The 21,616-nt window shown below is 63.8% G+C and carries 16 protein-coding genes; 3 read left to right on the top strand and 13 right to left on the bottom strand.

Translation table 11 applies throughout. The features are described from left to right. Positions 1-214 precede the first annotated feature (214 nt). The 5 genes from ACE3TY_RS02290 to ACE3TY_RS02270 form a co-directional block, all read right to left on the bottom strand. On the bottom strand, positions 215-3,316 hold the full coding sequence (locus ACE3TY_RS02290) for an efflux RND transporter permease subunit (RefSeq protein WP_374650516.1): 3,102 nt from the start codon (positions 3,314-3,316) through the stop codon (positions 215-217). Then, positions 3,313-4,434: an efflux RND transporter periplasmic adaptor subunit gene (locus ACE3TY_RS02285; protein WP_374650514.1), complete on the bottom strand. Its 1,122-nt coding sequence runs from the start codon at positions 4,432-4,434 to the stop codon at positions 3,313-3,315. Before ACE3TY_RS02285 ends, ACE3TY_RS02290 begins: the two co-directional genes overlap by 4 nt. Positions 4,435-4,487: 53 nt before the next feature. Further along, complete coding sequence (locus tag ACE3TY_RS02280; RefSeq protein ID WP_374650512.1) at positions 4,488-5,303, bottom strand: oxidoreductase; 816 nt, start codon at positions 5,301-5,303, stop codon at positions 4,488-4,490. Between the two features lie 111 nt (positions 5,304-5,414). Next, positions 5,415-5,852, bottom strand: a complete 438-nt coding sequence (locus tag ACE3TY_RS02275; protein ID WP_374650510.1) for a MarR family winged helix-turn-helix transcriptional regulator — start codon at positions 5,850-5,852, stop codon at positions 5,415-5,417. A 310-nt stretch (positions 5,853-6,162) separates the two neighbouring features. Then, on the bottom strand, positions 6,163-6,942 hold the full coding sequence (locus tag ACE3TY_RS02270) for an IclR family transcriptional regulator (protein ID WP_374650508.1): 780 nt from the start codon (positions 6,940-6,942) through the stop codon (positions 6,163-6,165). Between the two features lie 152 nt (positions 6,943-7,094). On the opposite strand from ACE3TY_RS02270, the gene ACE3TY_RS02265 reads away from it, so the two are divergent. Together ACE3TY_RS02265 and ACE3TY_RS02260 are read left to right on the top strand one after the other, a co-directional pair. Next, on the top strand, positions 7,095-8,723 hold the full coding sequence (locus ACE3TY_RS02265) for a GMC family oxidoreductase (protein WP_374650506.1): 1,629 nt from the start codon (positions 7,095-7,097) through the stop codon (positions 8,721-8,723). A gap of 28 nt (positions 8,724-8,751) precedes the next feature. After that, positions 8,752-10,032, top strand: a complete 1,281-nt coding sequence (locus ACE3TY_RS02260; RefSeq protein ID WP_374650504.1) for an MFS transporter — start codon at positions 8,752-8,754, stop codon at positions 10,030-10,032. A 55-nt stretch (positions 10,033-10,087) separates the two neighbouring features. Here ACE3TY_RS02260 and ACE3TY_RS02255 read toward each other — a convergent pair whose 3' ends face one another. The 6 genes from ACE3TY_RS02255 to ACE3TY_RS02230 form a co-directional block, all read right to left on the bottom strand. After that, entirely contained in the window at positions 10,088-12,211 is a 2,124-nt protein-coding gene (locus ACE3TY_RS02255; protein WP_374650502.1) for a methyl-accepting chemotaxis protein, read from the bottom strand. 741 nt (positions 12,212-12,952) lie between these two features. After that, complete coding sequence (locus ACE3TY_RS02250) at positions 12,953-13,843, bottom strand: DMT family transporter (protein ID WP_374650500.1); 891 nt, start codon at positions 13,841-13,843, stop codon at positions 12,953-12,955. Positions 13,844-14,108: 265 nt separating this feature from the next. Beyond that, positions 14,109-14,759, bottom strand: a complete 651-nt coding sequence (locus ACE3TY_RS02245) for a DUF2971 domain-containing protein (RefSeq protein WP_374650499.1) — start codon at positions 14,757-14,759, stop codon at positions 14,109-14,111. A gap of 409 nt (positions 14,760-15,168) precedes the next feature. Further along, positions 15,169-15,600, bottom strand: coding sequence for a GFA family protein (locus ACE3TY_RS02240; RefSeq protein ID WP_374650497.1), 432 nt, complete (start codon positions 15,598-15,600; stop codon positions 15,169-15,171). Positions 15,601-15,734: 134 nt separating this feature from the next. Further along, positions 15,735-16,079 (bottom strand): carboxymuconolactone decarboxylase family protein, encoded by a 345-nt coding sequence (locus ACE3TY_RS02235; RefSeq protein WP_374650495.1) that lies wholly within the window; start codon positions 16,077-16,079, stop codon positions 15,735-15,737. Positions 16,080-16,172: 93 nt separating this feature from the next. Next, positions 16,173-17,312, bottom strand: a complete 1,140-nt coding sequence (locus tag ACE3TY_RS02230; RefSeq protein WP_374650493.1) for an anhydro-N-acetylmuramic acid kinase — start codon at positions 17,310-17,312, stop codon at positions 16,173-16,175. Positions 17,313-17,520: 208 nt separating this feature from the next. Between ACE3TY_RS02230 and tyrS the strand changes: the two genes are divergently transcribed. Continuing rightward, the gene (tyrS, locus tag ACE3TY_RS02225; RefSeq protein WP_374650491.1) at positions 17,521-18,780 is read left to right on the top strand and encodes a tyrosine--tRNA ligase; all 1,260 of its coding nucleotides are present in this window, start codon (positions 17,521-17,523) and stop codon (positions 18,778-18,780) included. A gap of 65 nt (positions 18,781-18,845) precedes the next feature. Here tyrS and ACE3TY_RS02220 read toward each other — a convergent pair whose 3' ends face one another. Then, complete coding sequence (locus tag ACE3TY_RS02220) at positions 18,846-19,991, bottom strand: pyridoxal phosphate-dependent aminotransferase (protein ID WP_374650489.1); 1,146 nt, start codon at positions 19,989-19,991, stop codon at positions 18,846-18,848. An 8-nt stretch (positions 19,992-19,999) separates the two neighbouring features. Beyond that, positions 20,000-21,595, bottom strand: coding sequence for a gamma-glutamyltransferase (locus tag ACE3TY_RS02215; protein WP_374650487.1), 1,596 nt, complete (start codon positions 21,593-21,595; stop codon positions 20,000-20,002). Positions 21,596-21,616 lie beyond the last annotated feature (21 nt).

Genomic DNA, 21,616 nt, shown 5'->3' with positions numbered 1-21,616 from the left:
TAGATTAGTTATCTAAGTATTATTCCGTACTACATTGAATAATGGAATATTCACGCGCGACTTTCTCTTGGCGCTTGTCTAATCATGATGAAATGGGAACCAAGAACTATCGCGCGGACTTTCTGTCCATCGCCTGCGACCCGCAGGACCTTATCCCTGGCGGCCGGCATCCTCGCCGGCGATGATGCGAGCGATCGATCTGAGCAACCCCGTTCTATCGGGTGGCGGCTCGAACCTCGGTCTCGACCAGTGTCATATTTGCAGAGTCTATCGGGCGAATGCGGAACCAAATCGCATACAGCGCCGGAAGGAAGAGCAGGATCAGCGCCGTGCCCACCGCGGTTCCGCCAATCAGGGTGTAGGCCATCGAGCCCCAAAATACAGACTGCGTGAGGGGTATGAAGGCAAAGATCGCGGCCAGCGCGGTCAGAACGACCGGACGTGCGCGCTGCACGGTGGCTTCGATAACGGCGCGGTAAGGATCAAGGCCATCCTCCCGATTGGTTTGAATCTGGCCGATCAGGATGAGCGTGTTCCGCATCAGGATACCGGACAGGCCGATCATGCCGAGAATGGCATTGAAGCCGAAGGGCTGATGGAACAGCAACAGGATCGGGACGGTTCCAACCAGCCCGAGAGGTGCCGTCAGGAAGACCATGACCATCGCGGACAGCGATCGGACCTGAACGACGAGCACCAACAGCGTCAAGGCGATCATGATGGGAAAGACAGGCGCAAGGGCGCTGTTCGCCTTGCCGGCATCCTCGATGTTGCCGCCCATCTCGATATGGTAGCCGGACGGAAGACGCTCGATGATCGGCCGCAGCGCCGCTTCGATCTCCCGGGAGACCTCCGGCGGCTGCAAGCTTTCGTCGATATCGGACTGTACCGTGATCGTCGGCGTGCGGTCCCGCCGTCTCATGATGGGGTTCTCCGGCCGGACCTCGATGCGGCCGATCTGGTTCAATGGGACGGAGCGGCCATCCTGGCTGGTCAAGGTCAGGTTGCCGAGCTGGGCGGGGTCGAGCCTTTCCGGACCGGAACTCCGCGCCACGATTTCGACCGTGCGAATATCCTCACGCAGCTGCGTGACTGGCACGCCGGTCAGGAGGAACTGCAGTTGTTGGGCGACATCCGCGGAGCTCAGTCCGATCGAGCGCAACCGGTCCTGGTCCAGCACGAAGCGGGCTGTCGGCACGCGCTCGCCCCAATCCTGATTGACTTGCCGCGTGTTTGGATTGGCGCGCATGACCGCCTGCACATCCTTCGCAATGGCGCGCAGCTTTGCGGGGTCCGGCCCCATGACGCGGAAAGTAACCGGAAAATGGGAATACGGGCCGAACACCAGCTGCGCGACCCGCACGCGCCCTTCGGGCACCTCGCCTTGCGCAACCCACGTCCGAAGGCGAAGCTTAAGCCGCTCGCGCGCCGCTGCATCTGGCGTCAACACGATCAGCTTGGCGAATGAAGGGTTGGGAAGTTCCGGATTGTAGGAAAAGAAGAAGCGCGGCGCCCCTTGACCGATATAGGTCGTGACGATCTTCGCTTCCGGCTGCTGCTTCAGCCACACCTCCACCTTCCTCGCCGCATCGGCGGTCACTTCGATGGCGGTCCCCTCGGGCATCTGCACCTCGACGAGGACCTCCGGCCGGTCGGAAGCGGGAAAAAACTGCTGTTCCACAAGTCCCATGCCGGCGCCAGCCAGCATAAAGGCGGCGATGACGGCGCCGGCCACCCAGAACCGGTGATTCACCGCCCACGTCACCAGTCGCCGGAACCTCTCGTAGCGGGGTGTCGAATAGATGGCTTCCTGACCGCCGGCGACGGGTGGGATATTCGGCAGCAGCTTGACGCCGATATAGGGCGTGAAGATCACGGCCACGACCCAGGACGCAATCAGCGCGAAGCCCACGATCCAGAAAATATTGCCGGCATATTCTCCAGCGGTCGAGCGCGCGAAACCGACTGGCGTGAAGCCGATGATCGTGACCAGCGTTCCGGAAAGCATGGGTGCGGCGGTATGACTCCAGGCATAGGCGGCCGCCCTAATCCTGTCCCAGCCCTCTTCCATTTTCACCACCATCACTTCGATGGCAATGATGGCGTCATCGACGAGCAAACCCAGCGAGATAATGAGCGCACCAAGCGTGATGCGGTCAAACACGCGATCGGTGACCAGCATGATCACGAACACGGCGGCGAGTGTGAGCGGCACGGCGGCGGCCACGACGATCCCGACGCGCCATCCCAGGCTGATCAGGCTCACGACCATGATCACGCCGAGCGCGACGAAAAACTTGATCATGAACTCGTCGACAGCCTCGGTGACATTCACCGCCTGGTCGCTGATCTTGCTGAATGAAAGGCCCGTCGGTAGATCGGCTGCAATCTTGCGCTCCTCGACATCGAGCGCCTTGCCGAGGTCGAGGGCATTCCAGCCCTCCTTCATGACGACACCGAGAACCATTGCCGGCTCACCGTCATGCCTGATCAGGAAGGTCGCGGGATCTTCATATCCGCGCCGGACATGAGCGATATCGGACAGCTTGAGGATCTGTCCGGCGGCGACGATGGGGGTATCGGCGATCTTCGCCAGGCCGTCATACGCCCCATCGACGCGTATCACGACCTGTGGTCCGTCCGCTTCGATCGAACCCGCCGGCGTCACGACATTCTGCTTCTCGAGACTCTCGAAGATTTCACGCGCGCTGATGCCTAGATTGGCCAGCCGGGCATATGAGAATTCGACGAAGATGCGTTCCGGCCTCTCTCCGAAGATGTCCACCTTCTTCACGCCGGGGACATGCAGAAGACGTTGGCGAAGCGTTTCGGCCTCCCGCGTCAGCTGCCTTGGCGGCATGCCCGGTGCCTTGATCGCATAGAGTGCGAACTGAACGTCGGAGTATTCGTCGTTGACGATGGGCCCGATGACGCCGGCGGGCAGGTCGTGAGCCTCGTCACCGAGTTTCTTTCGGGCCTGGTAGAACTCCTCCTCCACTGCGGCGGGCGGGGTTTTATCCTGCAGCGACAAGGTCAGGAACGCCAAGCCCGGCCGCGTGAAGGTTTCGACCCGGTCATACCAGCGCAATTCCTGGAGGCGCTTCTCCAGCGGCTCGGCAACGAGGTTCTGCATCTCCTCGGCCGTTGCACCTGGCCATGCCGCGGCCACGGTAAGAACCTTGACGGTGAAGGCAGGATCCTCGGCCCGCCCGAGCTGAAGGAATGCAAATGCCCCGGCGGCGCTGATCGCGATCAGCAGGAACAGCGTGATCGCACGCTCACGCACCGCGAGCGCCGAGAGATTGAACTTGTTCAAGGCCGGCCCGCCTGGAAATCGCTCGTGCGCACGCGTTGCCCCTCATGTAGTAGATGGGCGCCAAGCGCAACGACGCGCTCTCCAGTCGCTATTCCGCTGTTCAGGACGGCTGTTTCGGCCCCCAATTGATCAATCCGCACCGGCCGAAAGGTCACCGTGGAGCTCTTGTCGTCAAGAATCCAGACGCCGGTCTCGTTCCCTTCGTCGATCAGGGCGCCCAGCGGCACGGATGTCTTTTGAGCAGACGCTTCATTCGACAGCCAGATTGTCACGGTGGCTCCCAGTGGCGCACCCGCGGCATCGCCTTCGAGGATGAAGCGCGCCTCAAAGGTCCTGGTCTGGGGATCGGCCGCATCGGAAAGCTGCCGCAATCGTGCCGGCCAGCGGCCATCGCCGCCATAGAGCGACGCCTGGGCCGCCGACCCAAGGCGCGGCCGGATGGTTTCGGGCAGACTGATCGATGCCTCGCGCGGACCCGTATGGGCGATACCCGCCACGATCTGCCCCGCACTCACTACCTGGCCGGGCTCCGCCAGCGTCTCCACCACGGTCCCATCGGCATCGGCGACCAGCGTGGTATATCTTCTATCGTCCTGCACGACCAGAAGCTGCGCCTGCGCGGCATCCAGCAAGGCGCGAGCGCTGTCGGCCGCCGCCTTGGCCGCATCGTAATCCGAGACGGAGACGGCGCGCGTTGGCAAGAGGTTGCGATAGCGCTTTTCATCGGCCGCGGCCTGAATGAGTCGCGCCTTCGCGGCGGCGACATTGCCAAGCTGAGCGGCGATGGCGTGGTCGTAGTCGGTCGGATCGATGCGATAGATCGGCGTTCCGGCGCGGATCACTTCGCCAGTATCCACCAGACGCTCGATGATCTTGCCGCCGACCCTGAACCCGAGACTACTTTGGACCCGGGCCGCGATAGTGCCGGTGAAAGCGGTTTCCTCAAGTGCCGCCGGCGCCACCGCGACGACCCGGACCAGCGGATCGGGCTCTGTCGGTGTCGATGTCGCCTGGTCGCAGCCGGCGGTGAAGAGGAGTGAAGTGGCGGCAAACGCGAGAAGAGCGCGCGAGGCACTCCGACGCGGCCGCTTCCGCGGGACAATGGCAGTCGTATGCATGAATGCGTTCATTTCTGCGGTTCTCGTTTCACTTGGCGCGATCGCGGCGGACTTCAGGCCGGCAGGCGCATCTGCTTGCGCAGGCTCTTGTCGAAAGCCGCCGAGGGCACGAACCGTCTAAGCATGCTGACCTGCCGCGCCATCTTTCCGGAGGGATAGCGTCTCCGCGGGCGGCCAGCGGTTGCGGCCAGCAGAACGGCTTCCGCCACGCTCTCCGGCGTATCGCCAACAGCGATCGTGTCCTTGAGCAGTGCGCGGGCGCTGGCTCGGGCTTCGTCATATTCCTTCAGCATGGAATCCGCCGTGAGGGTGTTCTGTTCGAACGCACTGCGCGTGTAAGCCGGTTCGACCAGGACGACGCGCACATTGAAGGCGCGCGTTTCATGGTCCAGAGATTCCGAATATCCCTCAAGCGCATGCTTGGTTGCGGCGTAGTGGGCGGAGTAAGGCGCGGGGATGAGACCCAGTACCGAGCTGATATTGACAATCCGGCCTTCGCCGCGCTGCCGCATCAGGGGCAAGACGGCATTGGTCATGCGAATGACGCCAAACAGATTCACGTCAAAGAGATTCTGAATTTGGCTGATGGAGGATTCCTCGGCGGCGCCCAGAAGGCTCAAGCCCGCGTTGTTGACCAGGAGGTCGATCCGGCCGGTTCGCGCCAGCACCGTCGAGACGACGGAGGCTACGGCCGCATCGTCGGTCACGTCGCATGTCAGCATGGACACGTCACGCGGATCGCTGTCCGCAGCCCGGCGGCTCGTTCCAAAGACCCGGAACCCCGCATGCGCCAGAGCTTCGGCGCTGGCGCGGCCGATACCTGTGGATGCACCGGTCACGATCGCCGTCTTTCTCGCAAGCGCGTTCATTTTTCTCCTGGTTCCGGGCATACCGCCCATTTTCTCGGGGTCTGCCATTTTCTTGGGGTCGGACTGAGTGGCTGCAAAGCCGACATGCCCGTATCCGAGGCCACTTCCGGCCTACAGTTCCGAAGCCACGACCTGGTCCAGCAGCGCGCGGAGTTCCGAGGACCGCTTCCGACCGAAGGAAGCCTCGAACTTGGCTTGCGCCGCGTTCCATCCGGGTGCAGCCGCCTGCATTCGCTCATGGCCCGCCCTGGTCAGGCGCAATTCCCGCGTCCGCCGGTCGCTTGTTCCCGCCACGATTTCGATCAGCCCTTCCCGCTCAAGGGGCAGCATGTTCCGCCCGAGTGTCGTTCGGTCCATCACGAGTTCCTTGGCCAAGGCGTTGATCGAGAGCGGCCCAAGTCCCATCAGCTTTGCGAGGATCGAAAACTGCGTCGTCCGCAGTCCGGACTGGGCGAGGAACTGGTCGTAAAACTGGGTCAGGTGCCGTGCTGCCTGCCGAACCGCGAGGCAATTGCACTGCTCGAACTTCGCCGCTGCCTGTGGTGTCATGTGCCAGATCCTCATATAGGCGTATATACGCCCAAATATAGGCGCATATACGCCTATGTCAATAGCCCAAGATTCTAGCTGGCGGCGGCACGGCCTAGTTTAGGACTATAGCCATTGGAACCGACGGAGAAGGCCGGCAGTGGCGGATGTTCATTGTTGTCACCGTCCCCGCGCTCGGCTTCTTCCATCCATTGCGCCAGATTTCGCGAATACTGATTTTTGATCTCCAGCGTTGGGGCGATGCTGGTGAGCAGGCGACCATGGTCCAGACCTACTTGGCGCCTTTCGCACCCTTCCGATAAGAAATTCCTCACGCGCCCGCCGGCAGCGTCTCCGCCATCTGTTCGGCGGCGTGCTGGAAGATGGACAGGCATTCGACCGCACGGGCCAGGCTGAAGCGGGCGCTGGGCGCGTGGCAGGCGATGGCGGCCAGCACCGATCCGCGCGCGTCGGTGACGGGCACGGCGATGGCGACGAGGCCCAGCAGGAATTCCTCTCGGTCCAGGCTGTAGCCTCGGGTCTTGATCTCCGTCAGTTCAGCGGCGAAGGCATCCGGATCGGTGATCGTGTTGGGCGTGAAAGGCGACAGGTCGATGCTCTTCAGCAGCCGCGCTCTGCGCGCCTCGGGCAGAAGGGCAAGCAGCAGCTTGCCGCTCGCCGTGCAATGCATCGGCACGCGCGAGCCCGGTTCGAGATGCAGGCGCAGCGGCCAGCGCGCCTCGACGCGGTCGAGATAGATCACTTCGTCGCCGGCCAGCGCGGTGAAGTTGCATGTCTCGCCCACCTGGTCGACGACACTCTGCAAGATCGCGCGCCGCTCGGTTCCGGCGCCGCCGCGCAGTACATTGAGGCCCAGGCGCATGAGGCGCGGCCCCACCGTGTAATGATGCCCGCCAGGCTCGCGCGCCAGATAGCCGGTGGCCGAGAGGCGCTGGCAGAGCCGATGCACGGTCGGCTTGGGCAGGTCGAGCATCGCGCATAATTCGGCGACCGTGAGCGCCCGGCCGGCGGCCGCAATCGTATCGATCAGGTCGAGGCCTCGGCCGACCGCCGATACGCCTTCCCGTTCCATTTGCGCTTTGCTGGCCAATCCATTCTCCCCATCTGGCCCGATACTGCCCGATATTCCGCTCGTTTTTCCAACCTATATCGTCTCAATAAATGAGACAAATCGTCTCATTTTTGATTGACTCTGATTGGGACTTTGGTCAGCCTTAGCGCCAAGGGGAGAAAGACACCGCCATGAGTGTCGCAACTGAATTCGATTTCATCGTCGTCGGCGCCGGTTCGGCCGGCTGCGTGCTGGCCAATCGCCTGTCGGAGAACGGGCGGTATTCCGTCGCCTTGCTCGAGGCCGGGCCGCCGGACCGCCATTTCTGGATTCATCTGCCCATCGGCTACGGCAAGACGATGTGGGACAGCCGCGTCAACTGGCAGTTCTATACCGAGCCCGAAGCATCGATGGCGGGCCGGCGCATCTATTGGCCGCGCGGGCGCGTGCTTGGCGGCTCCTCCTCCATCAACGGCCTCATCGTCATCCGTGGCCAGGCCGAGGATTACGCGCACTGGGCGGCGCTCGGCAATGCCGGCTGGGGCTGGCCCGATGTCCTCCCTTATTTCCGCAAGCTCGAAACCAACCTCGCCTTCCCCGGCGATCCACTGCACGGCAGCCACGGCCCCTTGCATATCAGCAGCATTCAAGGCCGGCATCCGATCGTCGAAGCCGTCATCGAAGCCGCAGGGAAATGCGGCGTGCCGCGCACGCAGGATTTCAACGGCCGCGCGCAGGAAGGTGTCGGCTACTACCAGCTCACCACGCGCAACGGCTGGCGCCAGAGCAGCGCCGTCGCCTATCTGCGACCCGCGCGCGAACGGCCCAACCTGCGCATCATCTGCAACGCGCAGGCGACGCGCATTCTCTTCGAGGGCCGGCGCGCGACGGGCGTCGAGATTCACTTCGGTCACGAACGGCGCCAGCTCGGCGCAAGGCGCGGCGTCGTTCTTTCGGCCGGTGCCGTGCAGTCGCCGCAGCTCCTGATGCTCTCGGGGCTCGGCCCGGCGGAACATCTCAAGGCCAATGGCATCGACGTCAAGCTGGATCTCAAGGGTGTGGGCGGGAATCTGCAGGATCATCTGCAGATCCGCCTCATCCATCGCCTCAACCGGAAAATCAGCACCAACGATGCCCTGCGCTCGCTTACCGGGCGCATGCGCATGGGGCTCGACTGGATATTCAAGCGCAGCGGGCCGCTGGCGATCGGCATCAACCAGGGCGGCCTCTTCACGCGCGTGCTGCCGGAATCGAAGACGCCCGACATCCAGTTCCACATCGCGACACTTTCGGCCGACATGGCCGGTGGCAAGGTACACGACTTCTCCGGCATCACCCTGTCGGTCTGCCAGCTGCGCCCGGAAAGCAGCGGCGCCATCACCCTGGCCGGCGCCGATCCGCTGCGCCCGCCCCGGATCGTCGCCAACTATCTGACGGCGGAAACCGATCAACGCTGCGCGGTGGCCAGCATCAAGTTCGCCCGCAAACTGGCGCAGACGGCGCCGCTCTCCGATCTCATCGCCGACGAGTTCCTGCCGGGTGCGGACAAGTCGACCGATGCCGACCTCCTCGGTTTCGCGCGCCAGCACGGCGCCACCATCTTCCATCCTGCCGGCACCTGCCGGATGGGACCCGATAGCGACAATTCCAGCGTCGTCGATCCACGCTTGCGCGTGAGGGGGATAGACGGCCTCTGGGTCGCCGATTGCTCGGTCATGCCGCGCATCGTCTCGGGCAATACCAACGTGCCCACGATCATGATCGCCGAAAAGGCAGCAGATCTCATTCAAGAGGATACGGATCCGGTTCAGCGCACATAACAAACCAACAAACCCATGGGAGGGAACGATGCATTCCAACGAGCCAACGCCCGGCCAATTGCGGCGGGTCGTCTTTGCCAGCGTGATCGGCGCAACCATCGAATGGTACGACTTCTTTCTCTACGGCATCGTCGCCGGCATCGTCTTTAACAAGCTCTACTTCCCCGCCGAAGATCCGGTCGTCTCGACCCTCCTTGCCTACACCACTTTCGCCATCGGCTTCGTGGCGCGGCCGCTGGGCGGCGTCATCTTCGGCCATTTCGGCGACAAGATCGGCCGCAAGAACATGCTGGTCATGACACTGATGATCATGGGTGTGGCCACCGTGCTCATCGGTGCGCTGCCGACCTACGGGCAGATCGGCATCGCCGCCCCCATCCTGCTGCTGCTGCTGCGCATCGCGCAGGGCATCGGCATCGGCGGCGAATGGGGTGGCGCGGTGCTGATGGCCTATGAATACGCGCCCGGCCACAAGCGCGGCTTCTATGCGAGCCTGCCGCAGATCGGCCTTGCCATCGGCCTGTGCCTCGCTTCCGGCGTCACGGCCATCGCCTCGCTCCTGCCCGAGGTGGAATTCATGTCCTGGGGCTGGCGTGTCGCTTTCCTGGCCAGCGTGCTGCTGGTCGCGGTCGGCCTCTACATTCGCCTGAAGATCATGGAAACGCCGGAATTCACCAGGATCAAGGAGACGCAGACCGAGGCCAAGCTGCCCTTCGTCGATCTCATCCGCGAATATCCGAAAAACATCCTGCTCGGCATGGGCGCGCGCTATATCGACGGGGTCTTCTTCAACGTGTTCGCGGTCTTCTCGATCGTCTACCTGTCGAAATATGTGAATGTCGAGCGCACGACGGCGCTGTGGCTGGTGACCGCCTCGGCGCTGGTGATGATCGGAACGATACCCATCTTCGGGCGCCTGTCCGACAGTTGGGGCCGGCCGAAGACCTATGCGATCGGCTCCATGGCCCTGGCGCTCGTCACCTTCCCGGCCTTCTGGATGATGGGCACGGGCGATCCGTTCATCGCGGGCCTTGCATTGATCGTGCCGCTCGGCATCGTCTATGCGATGTGCTACGGGCCGGAGGCGGCGCTCTTCTCCGACCTGTTCGACGCACGCGTCCGCTACACGGGCATCTCCTTCGTCTATCAGTTCTCCGGCATCTTCGCGTCCGGCATCACGCCGATCATCGCCACCTACCTCATCACCAAGAACGAAGGCAGCCCGACCTACCTCGCCGCCTATGTCGTCTTCGCCGCCCTGGTCAGCATGGTTTCCGCCATGGCGATCAAGCGGCCGGTCGACCGGTGAAAACAGAAAGCGCGGGGCCGGGAAGCTGGCCCCGCGCTTCTTCCTTTCTCGATCCTCAGCCGGCGCGGACCTTGGCAATGAAGCCGTCGACTTCATTGGCCAGGGCCTGCGACTGGCGCGAAAGGTCGCCCGCCGCACTCAGCACCTGCGACGAAGCGGAGCCGGCATCTTCCGACGCGCGGCTGACGCCGCCGATATTGCGGTTCACCTCGTCCGTGCCCTTGGCCGCCTGCTGAGCGTTGCTGGAGATTTCCTGCGTCGCCGCCGATTGCTGCTCGACCGCCGCCGAAATCCCCGACGAGATTTCGTTGATGCGGTTGATCGTGCCGCGGATCTCCGACATCGCGTTCACGGCGGCACGCGTTACATCCTGCATGCCGGAAATCTGGCTGGAGATTTCCTCGGTCGCCTTCGAGGTCTGCGTCGCCAGGTTCTTCACCTCCGACGCCACCACGGCGAACCCCTTGCCGGCGTCGCCGGCGCGGGCGGCTTCGATGGTGGCATTCAAGGCCAGCAGATTGGTCTGGCTGGCGATGTCGTTGATGAGCTGCACGATGCCGCCGATCTTCTCGGCCGCGACCGCGAGGCTTTCGACCGTCGCGCCGGTCTTGGCAACTTCATCGACCGCGACGCGCGTGATCGTGCTGCTCTCCGCCACCTGGCGGCTGATCTCGTTGATCGAAGCCGAGAGTTCCTCGGAGGCCGCGGCGACGGTCGTTACATTGGTCGAAGCTTCGGTCGCGGCATTGACGACGGCATTGGCCTGGCGCGAGCTTTCCTCGGCCACGGCCGACATGGATTGCGCGTTCGACTCAAGCTGCGTGGCGGCGCTCGAGACCGTCTGCACGATGCCCTTGACGCTGGCTTCGAAACCGTCGGCCAGCTGCAGCATGGCGCGGCGGCGATCCTCGGCGGCCTTGCGTTCGACCTCGGCCTGGCGGACGCGCAGATCCTCGACCTCGATCAGCTTCTGACGGAAGAACTCGACCGCCTTGGCCATGACACCCATCTCGTCGCCACGGCCGGTCATCGGCACGGTAATCGATGTGTCGCCGCCAGCCAGCGCCTCGACCGCGCCGGTCAGCGCCTTCACCGGACGCGCCGCCACGATGCGCACGAGCAGCATGATGACGATGGCCAGGATGACGACGACGACGACGGCGATCATCGAATTGACCCAGACCACTTGCCGGACCGGCGCCATGATCTTGTCATCCGGCAGGTTGAGCATGACCGACCAGGGCTTCTCGACCTCGCCGATCCTCAGGGGCACGAAGACGCGCGTGACGCTGGTGTCGAGCGCGTTCGACCAGTCGGTGATCATGAAGCTTTCGCCCGCCTGCGCGCGCGGCAGCGCGTCCTCGAAGGCGGGGCTCAAGCCCACGAAGGGCTTGCCGAGATTCTTCGGCTCGACCGAGGCCGCCATCAGGCCGCCGCTGGAAATGACGGCGGTGGAGCCGGTGCCGTAGGGACGCACCTTCATCAGATCGACATTCATCTGCTCCAGCGACATGTCGACGCCGATGACGCCGATCACCTTGCCGTCGACCTTGACCGGCGTCGCCAGGCTGACCAGCAGCGTATCCTTGCCGGCCAGCGCGTAGATATAGGGTTCCAGCACGGTATCGAGGCCGGTCTTGAACGGGATCTGGTAAAAGTCGCCGCTGGCATCCTGCTTGTCGAGCGAGGCCATCGGGTCGAGCTTGATGGCGCCGCCGTCGGGATAGGCATAGGGCACGTAGCGGCCCGTCTTGTCGGCGCCTTCGCTGCCCACCGCCGCCTGGTCGGCGCCGTCGAACGCGTTGGGTTCGAAGCCCGCCCAGACGCCGACGAGATCGGGATTGGCCTTCAAGGCCGCGCGCAGGGCCGCGGTGAAGGCGGCGCGGTTCAGCGCGCCCTCGCTCCGCATGCCGACATAGGTATCGCGCAAGGTATAGGCGATCTGGAAATTGGCATTGAACATCGCCTGCATTTCGGCGGCGCGCGCCTGGGCCATCTGCTGGCCCTGCTGCAGGGCGATCTCGTTGACGACCTTGCCGCTGCGGTCCGATGAAATCCAGGTCGAGGCGACATAGCCCAGCGTCACCGCGAGCACGATCGGCAGCAGGATCTTGAGGGAAAGCGGCAGGCGCGACGCCAGGCCCGGTCGGGTGGTGGCGTTGGAGGCAATGTCTTTCATGGAATCAGTCCTAAATGCGAAGGCGATAGGAACGCCGTTCTATTTGGCCTCCGTGAACAATATGTTAATCGGTAGATGAAAAATAAGCTTTCCGCCGGGTTCATACATTAATGTGTGCGTACCGCGTATTTGAGAAGAACCCATCGCATCTCATCGCCTGTTCCGGCCCGGCTGCGGACCTTAATCCCCACCTCTTTTCTCTTTGGATACTTGGTCTTGGCCGGTTATCTGGAATTGCTCGGGCAGCTTGGGTTTGCGCGGCTGTCCTGCCGGGCGGAGGAGATCGGTGACCCGCGCGATCTTAGGGGGACCCGCCGCCCTTGGGTCCGATGGGGGATCGCTGTCCCTGGCGATCCGGGGAGGCCCGCTCACCGCAGGGCCCAAGGGGGGATCGCGTCACCCTGGATCCGGGGAGGCGCACTTTTCCCAGCGTGCGCCTGACGGGAGAGCGCTCACCCAGCCGCTCCGGGGAGCCGGCGGATCGCCGGCCAGGATGCATCATTGGCGCCCGCCAAATCAGGTGGGCACCCCCTCGATGCCAAGGGTTTCCGGCCTGCGCCGCACGAACAGCGGCTTGCGCCGGGGACAACCGAGCAATTCCAGATGACCGGCGGGGCCAGAATCGCTGTCTGAAGCGGGCCGGAACCGGGTGTTTTCAGTGATCTGTGCACACCGTCAAATTAGTACCATATTCCCATATCACTTGTCAAGAACATTTGTGGAACATAAAGCATGCGGCGGTCAGGGAATGGGCTCGATGCGCGCGTTCACATCCACTTTGAGCCTGCGCTCGCGGGAGAGGACGAAGAGACCGCTGCCGATGATGATCGCATTGCCGAGGATGATGTGCGGCGTCGGCTCGTCGCGCCAGAACATCCAGCCCAGGATCGAGGCCCAGACGATGGCGGTATATTGCAGCGGTGCGAGCAGGGAGGCCGGCGCCAGCGACAGGGCCTTCGTGATCAGCATGAAGCAGCCACTGGCCACCAGACCCACCAGCGCCATCAGCGAGAAATCGAGCCAGCTTGGGGTCACCCAGTCGAAGGGCGAGGCGGCGGCGCCGACGATGCCGCAACCGATGAACTGCCAGGCCACCAGTGACAGCCAATGGTAATCGCGCAGGCGCCGCGTGATAACGAGCGCCAGCGCAAAGCACGCCGCCCCGAAGAGCGCCACGAGCGCCGCGGGCTGAAACGCCGCACTGGTCGGCTGCAGCGCGATGACCACGCCGCCAAAGCCGATGAGGATGGCCGACCAGCGCTTCAACCCCACCCGCTCCTTGAGGAGCAAGGCCGAGGCCGCCGTGATGATGAGCGGTGCCGACATGTAGAAGGTCATGACGTCGGCCAAGGGCAATGCCTTGGTGGCGAAATAGAAGGAGAAACTGTCGCCGGCCAAGAGCAGTATCCGCAGGATATGCAGCGGCGCCTGCCCCGCCGGCAGCCTGAGCGAGACCCCCATCCCACGCGCCAGAAACAGCAGCAGCAACCCGGCGCCGGCCGAGCGGATCAGCATCAACTCGGCCACGGAATAATCAGTGACCAGCCATTTGCCAAGCGCATCGTTGGCGGCAAAGAGCGCCACCCCGGCAAGATAGAGTGCGATGCCGCGGGCGTGGGAGGTGGGGGGCATGGGGGTCCTGGGGGTGGTCAATTGTGGCGGGGTCTGCGGCAGGCCAACTTTGGCGCGGTCGGGGCAGGAAGTGAAGCGCGATTTGCCCCTGTTGTCATGGCCCGCGCAGGCGGGCCATCCACGAGTTTGTTGGCGGCTAAAGAAAGAAACTCGTGGGTCCCGCGCCTTCGCGGGGAAATACACTTGGATTGCTATCAAGAATACTCCGCAGGACGCTTCAGGATCATCTCGTCAGCCAATCTTTTCGCGAGATTGACGTCGAATGCTACGGCCAAAGTACTTTATTGTTCTGCTTTACGATTCTGAATGTTCGAAAGGCGGGGCGTGCTTTGCAAATATCGACTTTAGAGGCCGTGTCACCCAGCGCACTTAGCAAGGCAGATTTACTAAGCTCAGAGTTGCAGCCAACAATGACTTCTCTAAGAGCTAGATCTTCGGAGAACGATTTGAAGTACCAGTTGGAATCTCCTTCCCGTTCATCCAGGCTCACGAATACACGAACTTCCTGTTCATAGCGCCAGTGACAATACTTGGTACTGAGCACTTCCTGAATAGCGGCTTGACCTACTGTTCCTGTGTCCCCAAAACGAGTTGGGTCGAACGGTAGACGCGTTGATTGGTAACTGACGTGGATCAGATATTCGTCTGGAATGTCAAAACCAAGGCACAATCCGCGATGCCTGTCGGCATAGTGGCTCCATTGGACGGGGTTACGCCAATTACGACTAAAGCAAAGCATGCCTCTATTGGAAGAGAGTGTCCTCCTGACTTCGAGAAATGCATGGCGCACGTCAGAATTGGACAAGTTAACCCCGAGCAATTCGAATGGATCATTCAATTCACTTATCGTCGAGACCTTGAGCCTGCAGCGGCGAATATCGTCAAGGCCATAGCACTCATTGATGAAATGATACACTCGCATACTGTCCTTAAGCTCCGAAAGAACGGGTCAAAAGAATCAATGGCGTTTCAAACTTCACAATCCATATATCTGCGGACAGAGAGCAGCCATTCTTGGTTTAGCCACTTGAGCAGGACATGACAAAGTGGGAACTCTAGGAGAATATCGGCCCAGAGATTACCGTCAACTATGCGCCTTGGCGGTCAGTTCGATGCCGACAGCCCCCTGAAGGCGGGAGGAGACGACAGTATTCCAAAGCACGTCATGTCCGGGCCCACTCTTGAATCAAGAATGGCCGGGCATCTGGTTCGAGAGGGTTCTCTCCATCGGTTGCGGGCTGATCCCCGGATCAAGTCCGGGGATGACGGCATAAAAAGATGGCGCATGCGATAACCTTGGGCGTGGATTGCGGCGACTCTTCGCCCTACTTCCGGAAATGCTCTTCGTATTGTTCCATGCCTTGAGGCACGTCGGCCCAGCCATGGTCGGAGCGCATGAAGATGTGGCGGAAGGGGATCTTCGCGGGGTCGAGCCAGGAGGCGTCGTCGAAGGTGCCGGCGGGGATGGAGCGGATGTCGGGGACGGCTTCCATGGTGAGGCCGAGATTGCTGCCGCAGGTGGGGCAGAAATGCTGGTCGAGCCAGCGGCCGGATATATCCGAGAGGTGGCGATAGACACGCATGGGCGAACCGGTGAAGGTCACGTTCTCATGCTTGAACACGGCCTCGGTGCCGAAGGCCGAGCCGGTGCGGCGCTGGCACCAGCTGCAGTGGCACATGCTGACGCGTTCCGGCGCACCCGCCGTCACATAGCGCACGGCGCCGCAGACGCAGCCGCCTTCATGTTGCCCGGTCATCCGTTTCTCCGTTGCATGCGTGCCTTTGCGCGAGCTTAGCAAGAATCTTCACTTGCCGCCCCCCTCCCCCCTGAAGGTGGGAGGGGGGCCGCGACTTAAGGTAAGAGGAGAAGGTAGTGCCGTGTCGTCTTGTCCTACCCTTCCTTGAACTGGTCGAAGGCACGCAAGGCGTCGGCAGCGTACATCAGGGAGGGGCCGCCGCCCATATAAATGGCCATGGCGAGGGCTTCGCCGATTTCCTCGCGCGTCGCGCCGAGCTTGGCGAGTGTCCTCGTGTGGAAGCCCAGGCAGCCGTCGCAATGGGCGGCGACGCCGAGCGAAAGGGCGATCAGTTCCTTGGTCTTTTCATCGAGCACCTTGGCCTGCGTCGCACCCTTGGCCATCGCGGCGAAGCCCGTCATCGTGTCCGGGATGAGCTTGTGCAGCTCCTTGGTGTAGGCGTTGATGTCGCCGACGATCGCCTTGTACTCCTTGGTCATATCCGATCCTTTCGCATCGCGCGGGAGATGTTGCCGAAGAACGGAAGTCTGGAGTCCGCCGGCGGCGCTGTGAAGGCGTCCTTTCAGCGCATCTCAGGCTTTCAGCGCATCTCGGGCTTTCAGCGCATCCCGGGCCCGCCAGAGCTTGCCGCCGGTCATCGGTTGCGGCACGCCGGTCGTGGTGGGGAAGCTGATGGGCAATCCGGCCAGGGAGCGCAAGGCGAGATAGGCGAAGGCCTGGGCTTCCAGCGCATCGCCGTCCCAACCCAGCTGATCGACGCCGCGCACGGGAGCATCGAGGCGTTCCTCGAGCGCTTCCATCAGGACCGGATTGTGACGGCCGCCGCCGCAGACGAGCCAGGCCTGCGCCGGTGCCGGAAACAGATAGACCGCGCGCGCGATGGCAGCGGCGGTGAAGGCGGTCAGGGTCGCGGCGCCGTCCTCGACCGACAGATGGTCGACGAGAGTCGAATGGAAGGCGTTGCGGTCGAGCGATTTGGGCGCGGTGCGGTCGAAGAAGGGATGGCTGAGGAGCTTTGCCAGCACGTCTTCGTCGATGCGGCCCCTGCGGGCCATGGCGCCGCCGAGATCGACCGGCCGCCCGTCATGGCGCTGCGCCCAATCGTCGATGAGGGCGTTGCCGGGGCCGGTGTCGAAAGCGAGCAAGGATCCATCGCTTCCGACCCAGGTGACGTTGGCGACACCGCCGATGTTGAGCACGGCGACGGGGCGTGGCGTTTCCGGCGGCAATGCCGCGACCAGCGCCTTGTGGAAGATCGGCACGAGCGGCGCGCCCTGCCCGCCCGCCGCCACATCGTTCGAGCGGAAATCGTTCACCACGTCGATGCCGGTGAGTTCGGCCAGCAGCGCACCGTCGCCGATCTGCCAGGTGCGGCGTTCGTGTGGTGCATGCAGAATGGTCTGGCCGTGGAAACCCACCACCGCAATCTCCCGCGCCGCCAGCCCCGCGCGGTCGAGGAGGTGAAGCACCGCCGAGGCGTGGCGGCGCGTGAGTTCAAGTGCCACCTCCGCAACGAGATCGGGAGGCGCCTTGCCGCCATAGGTGGATTTCAGTTTGTCGCGGAAGGCCGCGTCATAGGGTTCGGAGAGCGCCGGGCCGAAGGCGTAGATATGTTCGGCATCCGCCTCGATGAGCGCCGCATCCACCCCGTCGGCGCTGGTCCCGCTCATCAGCCCGATCGCCCATTTTCCCGGCATCAAAAGCCCCGCCATTCCGATCTAAAGACCCCTCACCCCGGCCCTCTCCCCGCTATCGCAGGGCGAGGGAGTCTCCACCAAACTTGCCTGTCAAGCCCCTCGCCCCTCCGGGGAGAGGGGTTGTGGTGAGGGGTTGTCGGCGATTCTTGGCAGACTTGGCCCGCTTTGCCCGAATGTGTTACATGACCGGCCTCAAAACAAGCCAAGCCGACGAGCAAGTCCCATGTTTCAGCCGCAATCCCCCTTCCTGCGCGATTTCGTCGCGCGGGGCTATCTACATCAATGCACCGCCATGGAGGAACTTGATTCCTTGGCCATGCCCGGGAAGGCGCCGCTGGTCGCCTATATCGGCTTCGACGCCACGGCGGATTCGCTGCATGTGGGGTCGCTGGTGCAGATCATGATGCTGCGCCTGCTGCAGCGTTCGGGCGGAAAGCCCGTGGTGCTGATGGGCGGCGGGACCACCAAGGTCGGCGACCCCACTGGGCGCGACGACATGCGCAAGGTGCTCTCCGATGCCGACATCGCCCGGAACATCGCCGGCATCAGGCAGATCTTCGCGAGGTTCCTGACCTTCGGCGAGGGGCCCACCGACGCGATCATGGTCAACAATGCCGACTGGCTGGACAAGCTCAACTATCTCGACTTCCTGCGCGACTATGGCCGGCATTTCTCGGTCAACCGCATGCTGGGCTTTGACTCGGTCAAGATCCGCCTGGAGCGCGAGCAGCCCCTCACCTTCCTCGAATTCAACTACATGATCCTGCAGGCCTACGATTTCCTGGAGCTGGCGCGGCGCAACAAGTGCGTGCTGCAGCTGGGCGGGTCCGACCAATGGGGCAATATCGTCAACGGCGTGGAACTGGGCCGCCGCTGCGACGACAAGGCGCTCTACGGCCTCACCTCGCCGCTCATCACGCTGGCCTCGGGCGCCAAGATGGGGAAGTCGGCGGCGGGTGCCGTGTGGCTCAATGAAGAGCGCTTGAGCGCCTACGATTACTGGCAGTTCTGGCGCAACACCGAGGATGCCGATGTCGGCCGCTTCCTGCGCCTCTTCACCGAATTGCCGCTCCAGGAGATCGAGCGGCTGGAATCGCTGGAAGGCGCCGAGATCAACGAAGCCAAGATCGTGCTGGCCGACGAGGCGACGCGCCTGTGCCGGGGCGAGGCGGCCGCGGCCGACGCCAGGGAGACCGCACGCAAGGTCTTCGTCGAAGGCGGCCTCGGCGGCGATCTGCCGACCGTCGACGTGCCGCGCGCGGCGATCGAGGCCGGTGTCGCGGTGATCGACCTCCTCGTGCAGGCGGGACTTGCGGCCTCGAAGAGCGAGGCGCGCCGGCTCATCAAGGGGAACGGCGCCAGGCTCAACGACCAGCCGATCGGCAACGATGCGCTGAAGGTCGGTGCCGCCGACATCAATGCCGATGGCGTCATCAAGCTCTCCGCCGGCAAGAAGAAGCATGTCGTGGTGAAGGTCGGGTAGCGGCGACTTTCTATTTGGTTCGTCATGCCCGGGCTTGACCCGGGGATGACGAACCGTGTGGCGCGCTACTTCCGCCATTCCTTGAGGCGCCGCGCCGCTTCCACCATGTCCGGCGTCGCGCCGCTGAAGCAGAAGCGGACGAAATGATGGCCGCGCGCCGGGTCGAAGTCGATGCCGGGGGTGGCGGCGACGCCGGTTTCGGACAGCATGCGGCGGCAGAAATCGAGGCTGTCACTGGTGAGGTGCGCCACATTGGCATAGATGTAGAAGGCGCCGTCGGTGGTGATGAGGTCGTCGAAGCCGGCCTTGGGCAGGTCGTTCAAGAGGATCTCGCGGTTCCTGGCATAGCGCGCGACATTGGCCTCCAATTCCTCCCGCGCGTCGAAGGCGGCGATGCCGGCCAGCTGCGAGAGTGCCGGGGCGGAGATGAAGAAATTCTGCGTCAGTCGCTCGACCGGCTTGATGAGGTCGTCCGGCAGCACCATCCACCCCAGACGCCAGCCGGTCATGCTGAAATATTTGGAGAAGCTGTTGATGACGACGGCGCCTTCCGCCAGCGCCGCACTCGCCGCGACCGCGCCGAAGGTGATGCCGTGATAGATCTCGTCGGAGATGAGGCGCACGCCGCGCGCCGCGCACCAGGCGGCGATGGCGGCAAGCTCGGCCCGCGGCAGAACGGCACCCACGGGATTGGAGGGCGAAGCGAGAATGAGCCCGTCGAGCCGGCCTTCCACGCCTTCGAGATCGGCGATGGTCGGCTGGAACTTGGTGGCGGCGTGCGTTTCAATGAGCACCGGCGCGAGGCCCAGCGCCGTGAGGATGTGCCGGTAGCAGGGATAGCCCGGCATGGCCAGCGCCACCCGGTCGCCCGGATCGAAGGCGGCTAGGAAGCTCAGGAGAAAACCGCCGGAGGAGCCGGTCGTGACGGCGATACGCGACGCCGGCACGTCGAGGCCGTAGAAATCGGCGTAATGCCGGGAGATGCGGCTGCGCAAGGCGGGCAGGCCCAGCGCATCGGTATAGCCGATGAGATCGCTGTCCAGCGCGCTTCTCGCGGCCTCCAGCACCTTGCGCGGTGCCGCGGTCGAGGGCTGGCCCACTTCCATATGGATGATGTCGCCGCCATTTGCCGCACGCTCGTTGGCGGCGCGCATCACCTCCATGACGATGAAGGGATCGATCGCCGCGCGCCGCGATGCCTTCAGGGCCATGGGTCCGCCTATTCCTCGCCCAGGATCGCCGCGAGGCCGTTGCCGCGGTAATCGTTCCGGAGCTGGCATGAATCGGGATCGGACGGTGCGCCGCGGGCGCAGAAGATCGCATTCAAGCGGCCGATATGCACGCCGGCGCTCTCATCGATCTGCTGGGTCCCGTCATCATAGGCGCGCGACAGCTGCATCGCCTGATCGAGCGGCATGGCCCGGCGCATGACACCGTCGAGCACCAGCCCTTCGGCCAGGGCACCCGGCGCGCCGCCGCCGGCACCGCCGAGGAAATAGACCTCGCCATTATACTTGCTGGCCAGCATCACCGGCGAGAGCGTGGAATAGCCGACGCCCTGGTCGTTGGGAGCCGGCGCCAGCACGATGCCGGTGCCAAGGGCCGCGCGGGCGGCACCGAAGGGCGCGTTCATGGTGAAGGTGCAGGCCACGGCGATGCCGTCGGAATCGATCGCGACGATGCTGGCGGCGCTCGTATTCTCCTGCGGCAGCGCGATGCTGCTCTGCGCCGCCAGAGCCTTGACCTTGTCGGGCGAGAGAAGTTCGGCGGGCGCACCTTGCGCGCTGCCGTCCGGCTGCATCCAGGCCGAGCGCGCCGACATGATCTGGCGCGAGACGGCGGCCTGCCCCGCCGGCGAATTGTCCGCACCCGACAGCATCGCCGCCGCCTGGGCCGTGATCACGCCGCCGGACGCGGGCGGTGGGGCCACATAGAGGCTGAGGTCGGTGAACTCGGTTTCCAGCGGCGGATAGATCGCCACCTTGTAGTTCCGGAGGTCGTCTATGGTGAGCGGCGCGCCGATCGCCTGGGCGCCTTCGACCAGCTTCTGCCCGAGGAGGCCGCTGTAGAAGGCGTTGACGCCCTGGGCGCGGATCTGCCCAAGGCTGGCCGCGAGATCCACCGGGCGCATATTGTCGCCCTCGCCCAGCTGCGTGCCGTCGAGACGCGTGAAGGTCGCCTGCAGGGTCGGATCCTCGGTCAGGAGCTCGCCATATTGCTGCAGGTCGCGCGCCAGCGCCTTGCTGATCGGTGTCCCCGTGGTGGCGAGACTTTCGGCGGGTCCGACAAGGGCCGCGAACTGCAGCTTGCCGTAGCGGGCGTTGAGCGCCGCCATGCCGCGGACATTGCCGGGCACGGCGACCGTGCCGGCCGCCGCCGCGCGCGGCAGGAAGTCGATGATGTCCGTGGTCGTTTCGTCGGCATTGTGGGCGATGCAGATGCCCCCGCCGCCCAGGCCCGCCGCACTGGGGAGCGTGACCGACATGGCGAAATAGGCGGCGACGACGGCGTCCGCCGCATTGCCGCCGTTGGAAATCATGGTGCGGCCAATCAGCGCTGCGCGCGGCTCGTCCGCCACCACGCCGGCCCGGAAGCCTTCGATCTGGGTGGCATCCGAGGCGACGGAGCGGGTGTTTCCGCAGCTTCCCAGCAGGATGGGCAGCAGGCAGAGCGAGGCCGCCAGGCCGAACCTGCCGGCCTGGCGCCGGACAATCGGGCCTTGCACGGCGATTTGCCGGGCTGTGTCGGGGACTCGATGCCCTCCGGTCTTGCCTTGGCCACCCTTGGCCCGGCCGTTATGATAGGCATCCGACATGATGAAACTCCGCCCTGGTCA

The sequence above is a fragment of the Dongia sp. genome, from assembly GCF_041918875.1.
Lineage (GTDB): Bacteria > Pseudomonadota > Alphaproteobacteria > Dongiales > Dongiaceae > Dongia.
This window is presented reverse-complemented; position numbering and strand designations above follow the sequence as displayed.